Origin of the sequence: Stenotrophomonas sp. STK17_22, assembly GCF_051983905.1 — a bacterium.
GTDB classification, from domain to species: Bacteria; Pseudomonadota; Gammaproteobacteria; order Xanthomonadales; family Xanthomonadaceae; genus Stenotrophomonas; species Stenotrophomonas maltophilia_A.
On record NZ_CP197010.1, the window covers coordinates 2,707,580 to 2,723,872 of the forward strand.

The 16,293-nt window shown below is 65.9% G+C and carries 14 protein-coding genes; 8 read left to right on the top strand and 6 right to left on the bottom strand.

Annotated elements, in window-relative coordinates; genetic code table 11:
- The 3 genes from ACSYS9_RS12655 to ACSYS9_RS12665 all read right to left on the bottom strand — a co-directional run bounded on the left by ACSYS9_RS12655 (position 1) and on the right by ACSYS9_RS12665 (position 3,003).
- Positions 1-1,305, bottom strand: a complete 1,305-nt coding sequence (locus ACSYS9_RS12655) for an NADH-quinone oxidoreductase subunit D (protein WP_071228352.1) — start codon at positions 1,303-1,305, stop codon at positions 1-3.
- Between the two features lie 244 nt (positions 1,306-1,549).
- Complete coding sequence (locus tag ACSYS9_RS12660; RefSeq protein ID WP_081352296.1) at positions 1,550-1,957, bottom strand: Rap1a/Tai family immunity protein; 408 nt, start codon at positions 1,955-1,957, stop codon at positions 1,550-1,552.
- A 32-nt stretch (positions 1,958-1,989) separates the two neighbouring features.
- Positions 1,990-3,003 carry a LacI family DNA-binding transcriptional regulator gene (locus ACSYS9_RS12665; protein WP_071228273.1) on the bottom strand — a complete coding sequence of 338 codons (1,014 nt, stop codon included), beginning with the start codon at positions 3,001-3,003 and terminating at the stop codon, positions 1,990-1,992.
- Between the two features lie 156 nt (positions 3,004-3,159).
- Between ACSYS9_RS12665 and ptsP the strand changes: the two genes are divergently transcribed.
- The 4 genes from ptsP to ACSYS9_RS12685 all read left to right on the top strand — a co-directional run bounded on the left by ptsP (position 3,160) and on the right by ACSYS9_RS12685 (position 9,672).
- Positions 3,160-5,670 carry a phosphoenolpyruvate--protein phosphotransferase gene (gene ptsP / locus ACSYS9_RS12670; RefSeq protein WP_071228274.1) on the top strand — a complete coding sequence of 837 codons (2,511 nt, stop codon included), beginning with the start codon at positions 3,160-3,162 and terminating at the stop codon, positions 5,668-5,670.
- Positions 5,667-6,623, top strand: a complete 957-nt coding sequence (gene pfkB / locus ACSYS9_RS12675) for a 1-phosphofructokinase (RefSeq protein WP_071228275.1) — start codon at positions 5,667-5,669, stop codon at positions 6,621-6,623. The genes ptsP and pfkB overlap by 4 nt, the downstream gene beginning before the upstream one ends.
- 74 nt (positions 6,624-6,697) lie before the next feature.
- A complete protein-coding gene (locus ACSYS9_RS12680; protein ID WP_440567961.1) occupies positions 6,698-8,404 on the top strand; it encodes a PTS fructose transporter subunit IIC in 1,707 nt (568 codons plus the stop codon).
- Between the two features lie 14 nt (positions 8,405-8,418).
- Positions 8,419-9,672, top strand: a complete 1,254-nt coding sequence (locus ACSYS9_RS12685) for a carbohydrate porin (RefSeq protein ID WP_071228277.1) — start codon at positions 8,419-8,421, stop codon at positions 9,670-9,672.
- Between the two features lie 75 nt (positions 9,673-9,747).
- Here ACSYS9_RS12685 and ACSYS9_RS12690 read toward each other — a convergent pair whose 3' ends face one another.
- Complete coding sequence (locus ACSYS9_RS12690) at positions 9,748-10,275, bottom strand: DUF6622 family protein (protein WP_071228278.1); 528 nt, start codon at positions 10,273-10,275, stop codon at positions 9,748-9,750.
- Positions 10,276-10,513: 238 nt separating this feature from the next.
- On the opposite strand from ACSYS9_RS12690, the gene ACSYS9_RS12695 reads away from it, so the two are divergent.
- Positions 10,514-11,620 carry a serine hydrolase domain-containing protein gene (locus ACSYS9_RS12695; RefSeq protein WP_081352297.1) on the top strand — a complete coding sequence of 369 codons (1,107 nt, stop codon included), beginning with the start codon at positions 10,514-10,516 and terminating at the stop codon, positions 11,618-11,620.
- On the opposite strand, the gene ACSYS9_RS12700 is transcribed toward ACSYS9_RS12695, so the two are convergent.
- Both ACSYS9_RS12700 and ACSYS9_RS12705 read right to left on the bottom strand, forming a co-directional pair.
- Positions 11,602-12,471 (bottom strand): methylenetetrahydrofolate reductase, encoded by an 870-nt coding sequence (locus tag ACSYS9_RS12700; RefSeq protein ID WP_071228279.1) that lies wholly within the window; start codon positions 12,469-12,471, stop codon positions 11,602-11,604. The two genes, ACSYS9_RS12695 and ACSYS9_RS12700, sit on opposite strands and share 19 nt — an antisense overlap.
- On the bottom strand, positions 12,471-13,385 hold the full coding sequence (locus ACSYS9_RS12705; protein WP_071228280.1) for a LysR family transcriptional regulator: 915 nt from the start codon (positions 13,383-13,385) through the stop codon (positions 12,471-12,473). Before ACSYS9_RS12705 ends, ACSYS9_RS12700 begins: the two co-directional genes overlap by 1 nt.
- A 175-nt stretch (positions 13,386-13,560) precedes the next feature.
- Here ACSYS9_RS12705 and msuE point away from each other — a divergent pair, with 175 nt between their 5' ends.
- From msuE to ACSYS9_RS12720, 3 genes are read left to right on the top strand one after another with little or no spacing between them, the layout of a single operon-like run.
- A complete protein-coding gene (msuE, locus tag ACSYS9_RS12710; protein ID WP_071228281.1) occupies positions 13,561-14,142 on the top strand; it encodes an FMN reductase in 582 nt (193 codons plus the stop codon).
- Positions 14,143-14,200: 58 nt separating this feature from the next.
- Positions 14,201-15,178, top strand: a complete 978-nt coding sequence (locus tag ACSYS9_RS12715; RefSeq protein ID WP_071228282.1) for a DUF1852 domain-containing protein — start codon at positions 14,201-14,203, stop codon at positions 15,176-15,178.
- Positions 15,179-15,216: 38 nt separating this feature from the next.
- On the top strand, positions 15,217-16,251 hold the full coding sequence (locus ACSYS9_RS12720; protein ID WP_049422263.1) for a methionine synthase: 1,035 nt from the start codon (positions 15,217-15,219) through the stop codon (positions 16,249-16,251).
- Positions 16,252-16,293: the final 42 nt, after the last annotated feature.

A 16,293-nucleotide genomic window follows, 5' to 3' on the forward strand; every position in this document is an offset into this window, starting at 1 on the left:
TCATCGATCCACTTCGCCGAACACAATGTCGTAGGTGCCAATCATGGCGACGACATCCGCCAGCATGTGGCCCCTGACGATTTCATCCAGAGAAGAGAGATGAGCGAAGCCGGGAGCACGCAGGTGCACCCGGAACGGCTTGTTGGCGCCATCGGAGATCAGGTAGCAACCGAACTCGCCCTTGGGCGCCTCGACCGCTGCGTAGGTCTCACCTGCCGGCACCTGGTAGCCTTCGCTGAAGAGCTTGAAGTGATGGATCAGCGCTTCCATGTCGGACTTCATCTCCTGCCGGGACGGCGGCGCCACCTTGAAGTTCTGGACCATCACCGGGCCGGGGTTGGCGCGAAGCCAGTCGATACATTGCCGGATGATGCGGTTGGACTGCCGCATCTCCGCGACACGGCACAGGTAGCGGTCATAGCAGTCACCGGCGCTGCCGACCGGAATGTCGAAGTCAACGGCATCGTACTTCGCGTAGGGGCGCTTCTTCCTCAGGTCCCACGCCACGCCCGAGCCTCTCAGCATCACCCCGGTCATGCCCCAGTCCATGGCCTGCTGCGGGGTCACAACGCCAATGCCCACCGTGCGCTGCTTCCAGATTCTGTTGTCGGTGAGCAGGGCTTCGTACTCATCAATGCGGTTTGGGAATTCGCGGGTGAAATTCTCGATGAAATCGAGCAGCGACCCTTCTCTCGCGGCGTTCAGCCGCCGCAGCTCCTTCCCCTTCTTCCAGCGTGACTCCTTGTACTTCGGCATCTGGTCAGGCAGATCACGGTACACACCGCCGGGCCGGTAATACGTGGCATGCATTCGAGCGCCGGATACCGCCTCGTAGCAGTCCATCAGCTCTTCGCGTTCCCGGAATGCATAGAGCATCACGGCCATGGCGCCCAGGTCCAGCGCGCCCGTTCCGATGTTCATGAGGTGATTGAGGATACGGGTGATCTCATCGAACATCGTGCGGATGTACTGTGCCCTGATGGGTGCCTCGATTCCCAGAAGGGTTTCAATCGCACGTACGTAGGCGTGTTCATTGCACATCATGGATACGTAGTCCAGCCGATCCATGTAGCCGATGGACTGGTTGAAGGGCTTGGACTCCGCCAGCTTCTCGGTACCCCGGTGCAGCAGGCCCACATGCGGATCCGCGCGCACAACGGTCTCGCCATCCATCTCAAGCACAAGGCGCAGTACCCCATGTGCCGCAGGATGTTGGGGGCCGAGGTTCATCACGTAGTTCCGGATCTCGGTATCCCGCCGATCACCGCGCACGGGAGCGGGGCCGCCCGCCGTCGTCCGCTTCATGTTCATCCAATAGCTTCCGTAGTCCGAACGCATTCAGCGGAAGTGCTCAATGCTCCAAGCGTCGATGCTACTTCGACGTGGAAGGCCGGTTATGGACTGCTTGGTCTGGAATGTGGAGCGCTGGGATTGTTCCCGAGCCGAAGCAATCTGCAGTCAAAACGCGGATTTTCTCGACGGCGGCGCTTGCTGCCAACCCCCTGTTGCGGGGGGAACAAGCCTGGCAAATCACTTCAACGAGGCTGGGTCAATTTTCCCTGGACTGTCCGATGCCACCGTGCAATGCCCGGCGTTCGCAAGGAAACGCTGTTCGCAGGCCTTCCACAACCAGCGAAGAAGCATTCTGTTGCAAGCGCTCCTGGGGCAATTGCTGAAGATGGGAGGTGACACGATCGGCCAGTTCATGTGGAAGGATCTGGCCTTGGCCGCACCACTGGCCACGACTGGTATCGGCAGCACCCTGGATGTAGGCATTGGCACGGGCGATGGACAGACTCCGGCACTGTTCGCTGGTACAGAATCCGTCAGCCCCTTTTCCCTGCAGTAGCGTGATCAGCTCCGCGCCGCTCACAAGCCAGGTGCGCTTCGGTGGTGATGTCTCCGCAAGCAAGGATCCGGTCAGGAAGCAGGCTCCAAGCATAAGCAGCCGAATCATGCGACGACCCGCCTGTCGGCCTTGATGTCCTCTCATGCCTTGGACCTTGGTTGTCGTCCTTCTGGATTCCATGCAGTTGATCCCCTCACCACGCACCGGCCCGTCATCACCAGCCGGCGTACCGGCAGCTCCGGCGCGCGCAGGCGCTCAAGCAACAGCGACATCGCTGCGCGCCCCATCTCTTCGACCGGCTGTTCGATCACGGTGATGCCCGGTTCGACCAGTTCGGTCCAGCGTTCGTTGTCAAAGCCCGCCAGCGCCAGCGCGTCCGGAATTGCCAGGCCTGCACTGCGGGCGGCCTTCAACGCTCCCATGAGCAGCAGGCTGTTGCTGGCGACCAGCGCCTCCGGCCGCGATGGGCCGGCCAGCCACTGATCGACCGTTGCAATGGCCGCTTCAGCCGTGGGCTCAACCTCGCGGTAATCCGGCTGAAGCCCATGTGTACGCATCGCAGCGAGATAGCCGTCGCGACGCTCGGCTGCCGTGGTGCTGGTGCTGCCGAACAGGCCGCCGATGCGGCGATAGCCACGCGCGACCAGATGCTCGACCAGGCCCGCCATCGCGGCCGGATTGTCGAGCACCACGCTGTCGATCGACCCGCCGGGTGCGGCGCGGTCCACCAGCACCGTCGGATAGTCCAGTGCGAGCCGCTCCAGCCGCCCCACCGTGGTCCGGGTGGGCGCGAAGATCAGTCCGCTGATGCGCTCCTCGTGCATCAACTGCAGATACAGCGCTTCGCGCTCGGGGTCCTCGTCGGTGTTGCAGAGGGTGACGCGCAGGCCTTCACGATAAGCCATCTCCTCCACCGCTCGGATCAGCGCCGTGAAGAACGGGTTGCGGATGTCCGCCACGATCAGCCCGATGATGCCGGTGTGCCGGGCACGCAGGCGCCGTGCCTGCAGGTTGGGGTGATAGCCGGTCTGGCGGATCGCCGCCTCCACCCGGCCACGCACGGCCTCGCTGACCGGGCCGCCGCCGAGCACGCGCGACACCGTGGACTTGGAGACCCCCGCCACGCGCGCGACGTCGTTGATGCTGATGCTCATTGGAACCGTTCCCGGAAACTGTCGCTGTTCGAGGCCGGATGGCCATTCAGGACAATGCTAACGCCAAAGGACTATTGGCTTTTTGTGCAGTGCACATTGAAATGATGTGTGGGAACGTTCCCAATACGCCATAGCACCCCCTTCCCGGAGCCCGCCTTGCAGCCCTTGACCTCTCCAGCCCCCGTCAGCCGGGAATTAATCCGCCTGGATGCGCGGGCGCTCGACAAGGCCGACGCCATCACCCAGGTGGCGCAGATGCTGGTCGCCGCCGGCTGCGTTGCGCCGGCTTACGAGGCCAGCATGGGGCGTCGCGAGGCGTTGGCGAACACCTTCCTCGGCCATGGCGTGGCCATTCCGCACGGGCTGGGCGAGGACCGTCACCTGGTGCGCCGCGATGGCATTGCCGTGCTGCAGTTCCCGCAAGGCGTGGAGTGGAATCCGGGCCAGGTCACTCGCTTGGTGGTCGGCATTGCCGCCCAGTCCGATACCCACATCACCCTGCTGCGCCGGCTGACCCGACTGATCCAGGATGACGCAACGCTGCAACGCCTGTTCACCACGGCAGATGCGAGCGAGATCATCAGCGCGCTGACCGGCGATGTTGCGACCACGGCCCCCACTGTGCCGGTGACTGACCTGGCCGACCGTTTCGACTGGACCATCGCCTATCCCAACGGGCTGCACGCACGCCCGGCCACGCGCTGGGCCGAAACAGCGCGCGGCTTCGCGGCCCGCGCACAGGTCCGAGCGGGCGATCAGGCTGCCGATGCCAAGAGCCTGGTGGCGCTGCTGCAGCTCGGGTTGCGCCATGGCGACGCGGTCAGCGTGTCTGCTGAGGGCGCCGATGCCCCTGCCTTGCTGGCCGCGCTGCGCAAGGTCATGGACGGGCTGGTGGCACAGGAAAGGGCCGATGCCGAGCGCGCGGCGCAGCGCAAGGCCGCGCCGGTTGCGGGCTGGAATCCGCCCGACGCCCAGGCGGCGATCGTCGGCATCGGCGCCAGCCCAGGCTTGGCGATCGGCCCGGTGCATGTGCTGGCCAGCACGCATGCCGACGTTGCTGACCGCCCCACCCCGCTCGGCGAAGGCGGCGCACGCCTGCAGGAGGCGCTCAGCCGCACCCGCCAGCAGCTGGCTGCACTGCAGGACGACACCCAGCGCCGGCTCGGCGCCTCGGATGCGGCAATCTTCAAGGCGCAGGCCGCGCTGCTCGACGACACCGATCTGATTACCCGTACCTGCCAGCTGATGGTCGAAGGCCATGGCGTTGCATGGTCCTGGCACCAGGCCATCGAGCAGATTGCCTCCGGCCTGGCGGCACTGGGCAACCCGGTGCTGGCCGGGCGCGCCGCCGACCTGCGTGACGTGGGCCGGCGCGTACTGGCACAGCTTGATCCGTCCGCGGCGGGTGGCGGCCTTGCCGACCTGCCTGCACATCCTTGCATCCTGCTCGCTGCTGATCTGTCGCCGTCCGACACGGCCAACCTCGATACCGGTCGCGTGCTTGGCCTCGCCACCGCGCTGGGCGGGCCGACCTCGCACACCGCGATCCTCTCGCGCACGTTGGGCCTGCCGGCGCTGGTCGCCGCTGGCGCGGAGCTGCTGACGATCAGCGCGGGGAGCGAGGCGATCATCGATGGCAGCAGCGGGCGCCTCTATCTGTCGCCGTCCGAGGCCGATCTCGCCTCGGCACGTGCGTGGATCGCCGAACAGCAGCAGATCCGCGAGCGTGAAGCGGCGCAACGCGCGCAGCCGGCACAGACCCCTGACGGACACCGCATCGACATCGGCGCCAACGTCAACCTTCCCGAGCAGGTGCCGCTGGCACTGGAGCAGGGCGCGGAAGGCGTCGGCCTGATGCGCACCGAATTCCTGTTCCTCGAGCGCGGGAGCACGCCCAGCGAGGATGAGCAGTACGCCACGTACGTGGCGATGGCCAAGGCACTCGACGGCCGCCCGCTGATCGTGCGTGCGCTCGATATCGGTGGCGACAAGCAGGTCGCTCACCTGGAGCTGCCACGCGAGGAAAATCCGTTCCTCGGCGTGCGTGGCGCGCGCCTGCTGCTGCGCCGCCCCGACCTGCTGGAACCACAGCTGCGTGCGTTGTATCGCGCGGCGAAGGACGGCGCACGCCTGTCCATCATGTTTCCGATGATCACCTCGGTGCCCGAGCTGATCGCACTGCGCGCCATCTGCGAACGGTTGCGCGCCGAGCTCGACGCACCCGAAGTGCCGATCGGGATCATGATTGAAGTCCCTGCCGCAGCAGCCCAGAGCGATGTGCTGGCGCGCCATGCCGACTTCTTCTCGATCGGCACCAACGACCTGACCCAGTACGTGCTGGCGATCGACCGCCAGAACCCGGAACTCGCCGCCGAGGCCGATAGCCTGCACCCGGCTGTGCTGCGCGCGATCCGCGCCACGGTGGAAGGTGCACGCCTGCATGGGCGCTGGGTTGGCGTCTGCGGTGGCCTGGCGGGTGATCCCTTCGGCGCAATGCTGCTGGCCGGCCTGGGCGTGGACGAACTGTCGATGACCCCGAACGACATCCCGGCCGTGAAGGCACGCCTGCGTGGCAACGCGATGACCGATCTGCAAGCGCTGGCCACTACCGCGCTGGACTGCGAAACCGCCGAGCAGGTGCGCGCCCTTGATGGAGCGCGCGCATGAGCGCCCGCGCCGTCACCATCACTCTGAATCCGGCGATCGACCAGACCGTGCGACTGGCGCACCTGCAACCGGGCCATGTGCATCGTGCCCGCAGCTCCCGCGACGACGCCGGCGGCAAGGGCATCAACGTGGCCGCCTGCCTGGCCGATTGGGGTGTGCCGACCACCGCGCTGGGCGTGCTCGGCGAAGGCAACGACGGCGTGTTCAGCGCACTGTTCGCCGAGCGCTGCATCGCAGACGCTTGCCTGCGCATTGCGGGCCGCACCCGCACCAACATCAAGCTGGTCGAAGAGGCCAACGGCGAGACCACCGACATCAACCTGCCCGGCCTGTCACTGCGTGATGCCGATCTGGACGCGGTATCGCGCCGACTCGACGCCCTGCTCCAGCCAGACCTGCCGGTGGTGCTGTCCGGCAGCCTGCCGTCCGGGCTGCCAGCCGATGCATGGGCGAGACTGCAGGCGCAGGCGAGCGCCGCCGGTGCGCGCGTACTGCTCGATACCAGTGGCGACGCACTTGCCGCCGCGTTGAGCGGCGCACAGGGCGCACTGCCCTACGCGATCAAGCCCAACCGCCACGAACTGGAGGCCTGGACCGGTACGCCGCTGCCGGATCGCAGCGCCCTGCGGGCCGCAGGCCACGCCTTGGTTGAACGCGGAGTTGCGCTTGTGGCGATCTCGATGGGCGCCGACGGCGCGTTATTCATTGATCGCAGCGGCGCCCTGATCGCGCGACCGCCGCGACTGGCACGCGGCAGCACGGTCGGTGCTGGCGATGCCATGGTCGCCGGCATCGCCGCCGCCTTGCTGGAGCCCTCCCTGGATCTGACGGGTTGCGCCCGATTGGCGACGGCGTTCTCGATGAGCCGGCTGGAGAGCGGCGACGCGCGACGACTGGACCCGACGCAGGTGCGCGCGTGGACCGGCGACGTACTGATCGAGCGGTTGGATTGAAACCCCTGCAGAGGGAGCTGCGGCTGGCCCGCCCCCTCCCGCAAGGACGAACCCGAAGAATTCCAGGAGTGCCCATGCAAGCTTCCACCGTAGTCATCGCCGCAGGCGAACGCAGCATCGAGGCGGTTCTTGCCGCCGAAGCGCTGCGCCGCGCCGCCCGCCAGCAAGGCGCTGAACTGGCGATCGAAATCCGCAGCGACCAGGGCGTGACCGGGGCACTGCCCGCCACGCAGGCCGCCGCCGCAACGCAGCTGCTGCTGGTGGGTGACGGCGAGGCGGATGCCGCGCGCTTCGGCAGCGCCCAGATCGTACGCGCCAGCCTCGGTGAGGTGCTGGACGACCCGCTTGCCGTGCTGGCGCAGCTTGCCGCGACGTCCGGAACCGCGCCCGCCGCGGACGCCAGCAAGCACATCGTCGCCGTTACCTCCTGCCCGACCGGCATCGCCCACACGTTCATGGCGGCCGAAGGCCTGCAGCAAGCCGCCAAGGCATTGGGCCACGCGATCCGGGTGGAAACCCAGGGCTCGGTCGGCGCGCAGGACGCATTGAGCGACGAAGAAGTCGCTGCCGCCGACCTGGTGCTGATCGCCGCCGACCGCGAAGTCGATCTGTCACGCTTTGCTGGCAAACGCCTGTTCAAGAGCGGCACCAAGCCGGCGATCAATGACGGCCAGAACCTGATCCGCAAGGCGCTGGCCGAGGCCAGCGTGCAGGCGGGTACGGCGGCTTCAGGCCGCACCACCGAAAAGGCCAAGGTCACCGGTCCCTACAAGCACCTGATGACCGGCGTGTCGTTCATGCTGCCGTTCGTCACTGCCGGTGGCCTGCTGATCGCACTGGCGTTCGCGCTCGGCGGCATCTATGCCTTCGACGATGCACACAAGGGCACGCTGGCCTGGTCGCTGTTCCAGATCGGCGCCAAGTCCGGCTTCATGCTGATGGTGCCGGCGCTGGCCGGTTACATCGCCTACTCCATCGCCGATCGCCCGGGTATCGCGCCGGGCATGATCGGCGGGCTGGTGGCAGTCAACATGGATGCGGGCTTCATCGGCGGCATCCTGGCCGGCTTCATCGCCGGTTACGGTGTGCACTGGATCAATCGCGCGCTGCGCCTGCCGCGCAGCCTGGAAGGCCTCAAGCCGGTGCTGATCCTGCCGGTGCTTGGCACGTTGCTGGTCGGCCTGTTGATGATGTATGTGATCGGCACGCCGGTCGCCGGGTTGCTGGCCTGGTTGACCGACTGGCTGCGCGGCATGCAGGGCAGCAGTGCGATCCTGCTGGGCCTGCTGCTGGGCGGAATGATGGCGGTGGACATGGGCGGGCCGGTCAACAAGGCCTCCTATGCATTCTCCACCGCACTGATTTCCAGCCAGGTCTATACGCCGATGGCTGCGACGATGATCGGCGGCATGACGCCGCCGCTGGGCATCGCGTTGGCAACATGGTTGTTCAGCAACCGCTTCACTGCCGAGGAGCGCGGCACGGCCGGTGCCGCGGGCGTGCTTGGCCTCAGCTTCGTGACCGAGGGTGCGATCCCCTACGCCGCACGCGATCCGCTGCGCACCATTCCAGCGCTGATCCTTGGCTCTGCCGTGGCCGGTGCGATCTCGATGGCCGCAGGCGTCGAGCTGAAGGTGCCGCACGGCGGAGTGTTCGTGCTGCCGATCCCGAATGCGGTCACCCACCTTGGCATCTACCTGCTGGCGCTGGTGGCCGGCGTGGCCGTCACCGCGGTCGCGCTGCGCGTCCTCAAGAAGCCGGTCACGGCTCACACCCTGTAAAAGGAACCTCGCCCATGATCTGCTCTTCCCGCCGCCTGTTGCCGGTAGCGATCCTGCTGGCCCTGCCGTCCGTGGCCGCAGCCGCCGGCACGAGCGACGTCTTCACCCCCAAGCTGGCGTACACCGGTGAAGCAGCTGCCACGCTCGACGGCGGCAAGCGCAGCGGCACGGCGTATGCCGGACAGCTGATGTTCGGCGCCGACGTGAACCTGGATGCTGCGTTTGGCTGGCGGGGCGCGACGATCAAGGCCTACGGTATCAACCGCCATGGCACCAACCTGGCCAACAGCAGCACTGGCAACAGCACCTCGGTGCAGGAAATCTACGGCGGCCAGGGCACGCGCCTGGCCAACCTGACGCTTGAACAGAAACTGCTGAACGACCGACTGGTGCTGGAAGCGGGGCGCAGCGTCGCCAACCTCCATCACCTCGGTTCGGAGCTGTGCCAGTACTTCCAGGGCAATTCGGCCTGTGGCAACCCGACCTACGTATTCCGCACCAGTAATTTCACCTGGTGGCCGGTATCGAGCTGGATGGCCGATGCCACGGCCTGGGTGACGCCCGATGTCTATGTGCGCGTCGGCGCCTACCAGGTCGACCCCAGCCAGGCCGAGGACGGCCAGCACGGCCTGAAATGGAGTACCCACCAGGCCACCGGCTGGATCGTGCCCTACACGCTCGGTTGGCGCAGCCCTGCTTCGGCACGACTGAAAGCCCGCTACGAACTCGGTGGCTGGCAGGACAACTCGACCTATCTGGATCCGCTGCGCGATGCCAACGGCAGCCCGGCGCTGCTCAGCGGGCAGGACTATGCGTCCCGTCGCGGCCGATCCGGTGCGTTCGCCCGCTTCGAGCAACAGCTCACCAGTGATGGTGGCGGCCGCGGCCTGACCCTGTTCGGTGCGGCGCTCAAGGGCACCTCCGGCCAGTTGATCGAGGATCATTTCCTGCAGGCTGGCATGGTGCAGAAAGGCACGTTCACCAGCCGGCCGCAGGACAGCATCGCTTTCGTTGTGACCCAGCAGAAATACAGCAGCATCGCCTTGGAGAACCTGCGCCTTGCCCGCGCCGCGGCCGGCGGTAGCGGCACGCCGCACGGGAGCCAGGTCATGATGGAACTGAGCTATGGCATCCAGCTCACCCCGCAGCTCCGGATCGCACCGAACCTGCACTACATCGTGCATCCGGACCAGTTCAACGAACCTGCCCGCCAGCGGGACCTGCCGAATGCGTTGATTGCGGGCATGCGGGTTGATTGGAGTCTGTAGGGACAAGGGGTGCCGGCCACCGGCCGGCACTACCCTCTGGGGCTATTAATGTGACGCGTCACGACGGAGCTGGTTTCAGCCTGCCACCCCAACCCCTTTACCTGCCTCACCCAGTCGCAACGAGGCCAGATAGCGGCAGTACTTGCCGATGAAGAGGCCGGTGAATCCGCCTGCCAGCAGCAGGTAGGCGGCGCTGAAGCCGGCGTTGGCGGTCAGCGACGGCGACACCGCAAATGCGACTTCGAAGCCGTACTTGACCAGGAAGGTGATCAGCAGCAGCGGCAGCAGGCTGAAGTCCGCGCTGCGCCAGAGCTTTCCGGTAGCGCCATCCAGGGTCAGCTTCACGTGGCCCAGCAGCAGCCATCCCAGTGCCGCACCGGTGCCGATGCCGGCCAACCACTCGCCCCAGGCGGTCGGCGACGCACCGAAGCGATGACTGATCGACCACGCGCCCCACACAGCGAACAGGACGGGCACGATCGCCAGCCTCTGCAACGAAGTCTCACCCGGTTTCATAGCCGCGAGGCCACGCGTGACCAGAAACGCCAGGAGCAGCCAGACCCAGATCGGCGTCTGCGAGGTGAGTTGCTGGAGCATGTTCATGAGCGGTCGCCTTGGTGAGTGGTGGCTGAGTGGTGGCGAGGCGCCCTCGCCTTGGCGCTCACTATTCGCTTCCCCCAAGGTTGCAGCCAGTGACAGCTGTCAGCCTTCGTAGGTGATGTGGCGGCGTGCCACGCTGCCAACAGCCACAGTGCGGACCCACCCGGGACACCCGCCTCATCCGCTCGGCCTGCTCGACCCGCGATACCATTGCCACAATGCCGCTGCGAGCTGATACGCCATGCGCAACGATCCTGTCCGGCGCCACCTGTGTGCAGCACTACTGGCTGCCGGCTGCGGCCTGTCTGCCCGGTCTGCACTGGCGAGCCGGCGTACTTCAGGCAGCTGCAGTTCGCTGGCCGCGCTGCTGCGGGCCGAGCAGCAGCCTGGCCTGGCGGCCGTTCTGGTAGATCATGGGCGCATCGCCGCGCTAGCCACGGCGGGCCGACGCACCGACACCCGGCCCTCACCGATTGATCGCCATACCATGTTCGAGCTGGGATCGATTACCAAGGTGTTCACGGCGCTGCTGGTATTCCGGCTCCAGCAGCGACAGTTGCTCGACGTCACGGCGCCCATCGGCCTGTATGTGGAGGGACTGCCTTCAGAGTGGGCATCCACTTCACTGCTGCGGCTGCTGAGCCATACCTCCGGCATTCCCAATTATTTGAATGAAGACAACTTCCTGCGATTGATGCCGACGAGTCCGCAACCCCGTGAACTGTTGGCAGGGGTGGAGCAGATGCCGCTGGAGTTTGCGCCAGGTACGCGGCATGCCTATTCCAATACGAACTACATTCTGCTCGGTCTGGCCATCGAACATGCAACCCGCATGGATTACTGGAACGTTCTCCAGGAAGAGATCCTGTCGCCGCTAGGCATGCGCGACGCGGGACCGCGCCGCTCAGAGGATCGGCGCCGGATTGCCCAGGGGCATCTATTCCAGGATGGCCAGTGGCACGACCCACCGCCCACTGCTGCGGGTTCGGCGTGGGCGGCCGGCAGCCTGTTGGCGAGCATCGATGACATGGCACGCCTTGCTGTGGCATTGGACCAGGGTCGGCTGCTACCTGATGGTGCGCTGAGGCGCATGTGGTGCGACACGGTTCTTTCCAACGGAAGCAAGGCGGGCTGGGGGGCCGGCTGGCAGGTTGCCGATGACGGCAATGTAGTCGGTCACGGAGGCGGAACCGCAGGCTTTACTGGGTACTTGCGGCACGTTCCTGCGCAACGAAGAACGGTCGTGGTCCTGATCAATCGTGCCGGAGACATCAATCCCCAGCGCATTGCAGAGCGCCTCGATCTTGGGATGCGCCGCTGCCCGGATTTTCAGCCGCCGCTGCTGTAAATGCTCCGCCGATACTGCTCCACCCACTCCAGCGATGGCGCGATACCGCCGAACAGGAACAAGTGCGGGCTGACCGGGCCATGGGCGTCCGTCAGCCCACTCAGCAGGCGATCCATGAACACCTCCGGCCCTGCCGTTCCCAGCAGCCGGCCGATCGAGATGCCGTACCGCGCCAGCATCGATGCACTGGCACCCACGCCGCACATCGCGGCGTAGCGCGCCAGCCGCGCAATGCTGGCCGGGCCCGGCACGCCCACCAGTACCGGAACCGTGATGCCACGGGCGCGCAGCGCATCCAGCCAGGCCAGCACGATATCGGCATCGAAGGCGAACTGGGTGACGACCAAGGGGGCCATGCCGCGCGCTTCGATGGCCTGGCATTTACGCCCAAGCACCTCCCAGCGATCGTCAGCGCTCATCACCGGGTGGCCTTCCGGGTGCCCGCCGATACCAACGACCTTGATCCCGGAGTGCTCCAGAAGACCGGTCTGGATGATTGAAGCACTGTCGGCAAACGGCCCGGCGGGTGTGGCCAGGTCACCGGCGATCAGCAGGCACTTCTCTACCCCCGCTTCGCTGGCGGCGCGTTCCAGGAACCACGCAAGCGCCGCACGCGACCCGATGCGGCGGGCAGAGAGATGCGGCATCGGCTCGAAGCCGAGCTCGCGCACCGTGCGTGCGGCGGCCAGGCGTGCATCGTCGTCCTCGCTGGCCAGCCAGGGAATGGAGATGACCGTGCCGCGCCGGATGCGGGCCGCCTCGGCGCGCAGTGCCGGCATGGCCTTCGCGCTGACTTCCAATGAAAAGGCGTTGATGAAGGCGTCCGCCTGCGATGAGGTACCGGCCGGCATCAACGCGCTCCGCCCACATTGCCGGCAATCGGCGTGCTGTTACGCGCCAGTTCGACGAAGGCCTGCAGGTAGTCGATACCGGTATCGGCCTCGCGCGCGCCCAGGTAGATCTGCTTGGGAATGCCCTTCGCCCCCAGGCGCACCGGCACCACGTCCATGCGTGCGGCATATTCCTCCACCAGCCAGCGCGGCATGGCGGCCACGCCACGGCCGCTGGCCACCATCTGCATCATGATGTCGGTGGTTTCGATGGTCTTGTGGCGCCGCGGCGTAATGCCGGCCGGCAGCAGGAACTGGTTGTAGATATCCAGGCGCTCGAACGGAACCGGATAGCTGATCAGCACTTCCTGGCCGAGCTGGCGCGGCTTTACGTGGTCCACCTTGGCCAGGGCGTGGCCCTTGGCCACCACCAGCACCTGCTCGTAGTCGAACACGGGCACGAACTTCAGGCCCGGCTTCAGCAGTGGATCGGGCGTGACCAGCAGGTCGATCTCGTAGCCGAACAGCGCGCCGATGCCACCAAACTGGAACTTCTGCTTGACGTCCACATCCACGTCCGGCCACGCCGCCAGGTAGGGCGAGACGATCTTAAGCAGCCACTGGTAGCACGGGTGGCATTCCATGCCGATGCGTAGCGCGCCGCGCTCGCCCTGGGCGAACTGGCCCAGCCGCTCTTCGGCCAGGTCCAGCTGCGGCAGCACCCGGTTGGCTACCGCCAGCAGGTACTGCCCGGCCTGGGTCAGACGCAGGCTGCGGCCTTCGCGCAGCCAGACATCGGTGCCGAGCTGCTGCTCCAGCTTCTTCATGCTGTGGCTCAGGGCTGACTGGGTCAGGTTGAGCACGCCGGCGGCAGCGGTCAGCGAGCCCTGCTGCTCGACCTGCTGCACGATGCTGAGGTGGATCCGTTCCAACATGACGATGAATGCCGCTCATGGATTGGTGAAGTAATACCATTTTACGTCATGGAAGGGCATGACTAGGATCGGGTCATGCCTTCGGTTGCCTGCCAGCCCGGTCACCTCGCCGGCCTGCAGGACTGCGCCCCCGCAGATTGCCCGAAGGAGCCCCTCCCCTGCTGAAAGCGAACAGATGACCCGCTCCCTCCGTATCGTCGCCGTTTCCGGCGGACTGCAGCGCCCCTCCAGGGCTGCAACCCTGGCCGAGCACCTGCTGGACCTGATCGGCGAGGACGTTGCCTGCGAGCCGCACCTGATCGAGCTGGGCGAACTGGCGCCGCAGCTGGCCGGTGCGCTGTGGCGCTCGCAGCTGCCCGAGGCTGTGGAGCGGCAGCTGGTGGCCGTTGAACAGGCAGACGTACTGGTGGTGGCCACGCCGGTCTACCGCGGTTCGTACACCGGCCTGTTCAAGCACTTCTTCGATTTCATCCACCAGGATGCGCTGGTCGACACCCCCATCCTGCTGGCCGCCACCGGCGGCAGCGAGCGGCACGCACTGGTGATCGATCATCAGCTGCGGCCGCTCTTCAGCTTCTTCCAGGCGCGCACCCTGCCCCTCGGCGTCTACGCCACCGACCGCGATTTCGCCGAGGGCCGCGTGCACAACGACGCTCTGATCCAGCGCGCACGGCTGGCGGTGCAGCGGGCGATGCCCCTGCTTGCCCTGTCCCATCGCATAGCGCCTGCCACTGCCGAGACCGCTGCAGTCCTTTGAATGCCGAATGCCAGCGACCCGCATTCGGATGTCACCTCCGCAACCCGGAACGCCGCCCATGACGACCGAGAACTTCACCTTCAGCATCACGCGCATCCCTTTCAACGAGGACTACCAGCCCGCTGACGGCACGCGCATCACCACCAACTTCGCCAACCTGGCTCGCGGCGAGTCCCGCCGGGAGAACCTGCGCAACACGATCAGCATGATCAACAACCGCTTCAACGATCTGGCGCACTGGGACAACCCGAGTGCGGACCGCTACGCCGTCGAGCTGGACATCATCTCGGTGGAGATGCACATCGATGGAGCCGACGGCAGCGATCCGTTCCCGCTGATCGAAGTGCTGCGCCCGACCATCGTCGACACGCACACCGGCGCGCGCACCGAGGGCATCGTCGGCAACAACTTCTCGTCCTATGTGCGCGACTACGACTTCAGCGTGGTACTGCCGGCCAGCAACGAGGGAAAGGCCACCTTCGGCATTCCGGAAGGCTTCGGTGATCTTCACGGCAAGCTGTTCCAGCACTTCCTGGAATCGGAGGCCTACCGCGCCAATTTCAGCAAGGGGCCGGTAATCTGCATCAGCGTCTCCAGCAGCAAGACCTACCATCGTACCGAGAACCACCATCCCATCCTGGGCGTGGAGTATCGCCAGGGCGAGTTCTCCCCCACCGACCAGTACTTCGACAAGATGGGCCTGCAGGTGCGCTATTTCATGCCGCCGGGCAGCGTCGCGCCGCTGGCGTTCTACTTCCAGGGCGACCTGCTGGGCGACTACTCGAACCTGGAACTGATCGGCACCATCAGCACGATGGAGGCATTCCAGAAGATCTACCGGCCGGAGATCTACAACGCCAATTCCGTGGCCGGCAAGGTCTACCAGCCCAGCCTGAAGCACCAGGACTACTCCTCCACCCGCATCGTCTACGACCGCGAAGAGCGCAGCCAGCTGGCGGTCAAGCAGGGCAAATTCACCGAAGAGCACTTCATCAAGCCGTATCGCGCCGTGCTTGAGCAGTGGGCTGCCCGCTGATCCACCGATTCTCCATTCGCCCCAGGACACAGAACGCAATGTCGACGAAGAAACTGCTCCCCACCTCCACCGCCGGCAGCCTGCCCAAGCCCTCCTGGCTGGCAGAGCCCGAAAAGCTCTGGTCGCCCTGGAAGCTGCAGGATGAAGGACTGACCGAAGGCAAGCAGGATGCCCTGCGCCTGTCCCTGCAGGAACAGCAGCACGCCGGCATCGATATCGTCAGCGACGGTGAGCAGACCCGGCAGCACTTCGTTACCACGTTCATCGAGCACCTCAACGGCGTCGATTTCGAGAAGCGCGAAACCGTGCGCATCCGCAACCGCTACGACGCCAGCGTGCCGACCGTGGTCGGCGCCGTGAGCCGCCCCAAGCCGGTGTTCGTGGAGGATGCGAAGTTCCTGCGCCGGCAGACCACGCAGCCGATCAAGTGGGCCCTGCCCGGCCCGATGACCATGATCGACACCCTGTACGACGCGCACTACAAGAGCCGAGAGAAGCTGGCCTGGGAATTCGCGAAGATCCTCAACGAGGAAGCGAGGGAGCTGGAAGCCGCTGGCGTCGACATCATCCAGTTCGACGAGCCCGCCTTCAACGTGTTCTTCGACGAAGTGAACGACTGGGGCGTGGCCGCACTGGAGCGTGCGATCGAAGGACTGAAGTGCGAGACTGCCGTGCATATCTGCTACGGCTACGGCATCAAGGCCAACACCGACTGGAAGCAGACGCTGGGCTCGGAATGGCGCCAGTATGAAGAGTCGTTCCCGAAGCTGCAGACCTCCAACCTCGACATCATCTCGCTGGAATGCCACAACTCGCACGTGCCGATCGATCTGATCGAGCTGGTGCGCGGCAAGAAGGTGATGGTGGGCGCCATCGACGTGGCTTCCAGCACGGTGGAGACGGCTGAGGAAGTGGCCAACACCCTGCGCAAGGCGCTGCAGTTCGTGGATGCCGACAAGCTCTACCCGAGCACCAACTGCGGCATGGCGCCGCTGGCCCGTGACGTGGCACGGGGCAAGCTGCGTGCGCTCAGCGAAGGGGCCAGGATCGTGCGCGAGGAGCTCTCGGCGTAGTCGCTGAAAGAGATCAGCGTCCGGACCTCTGTGCGGGGTCCG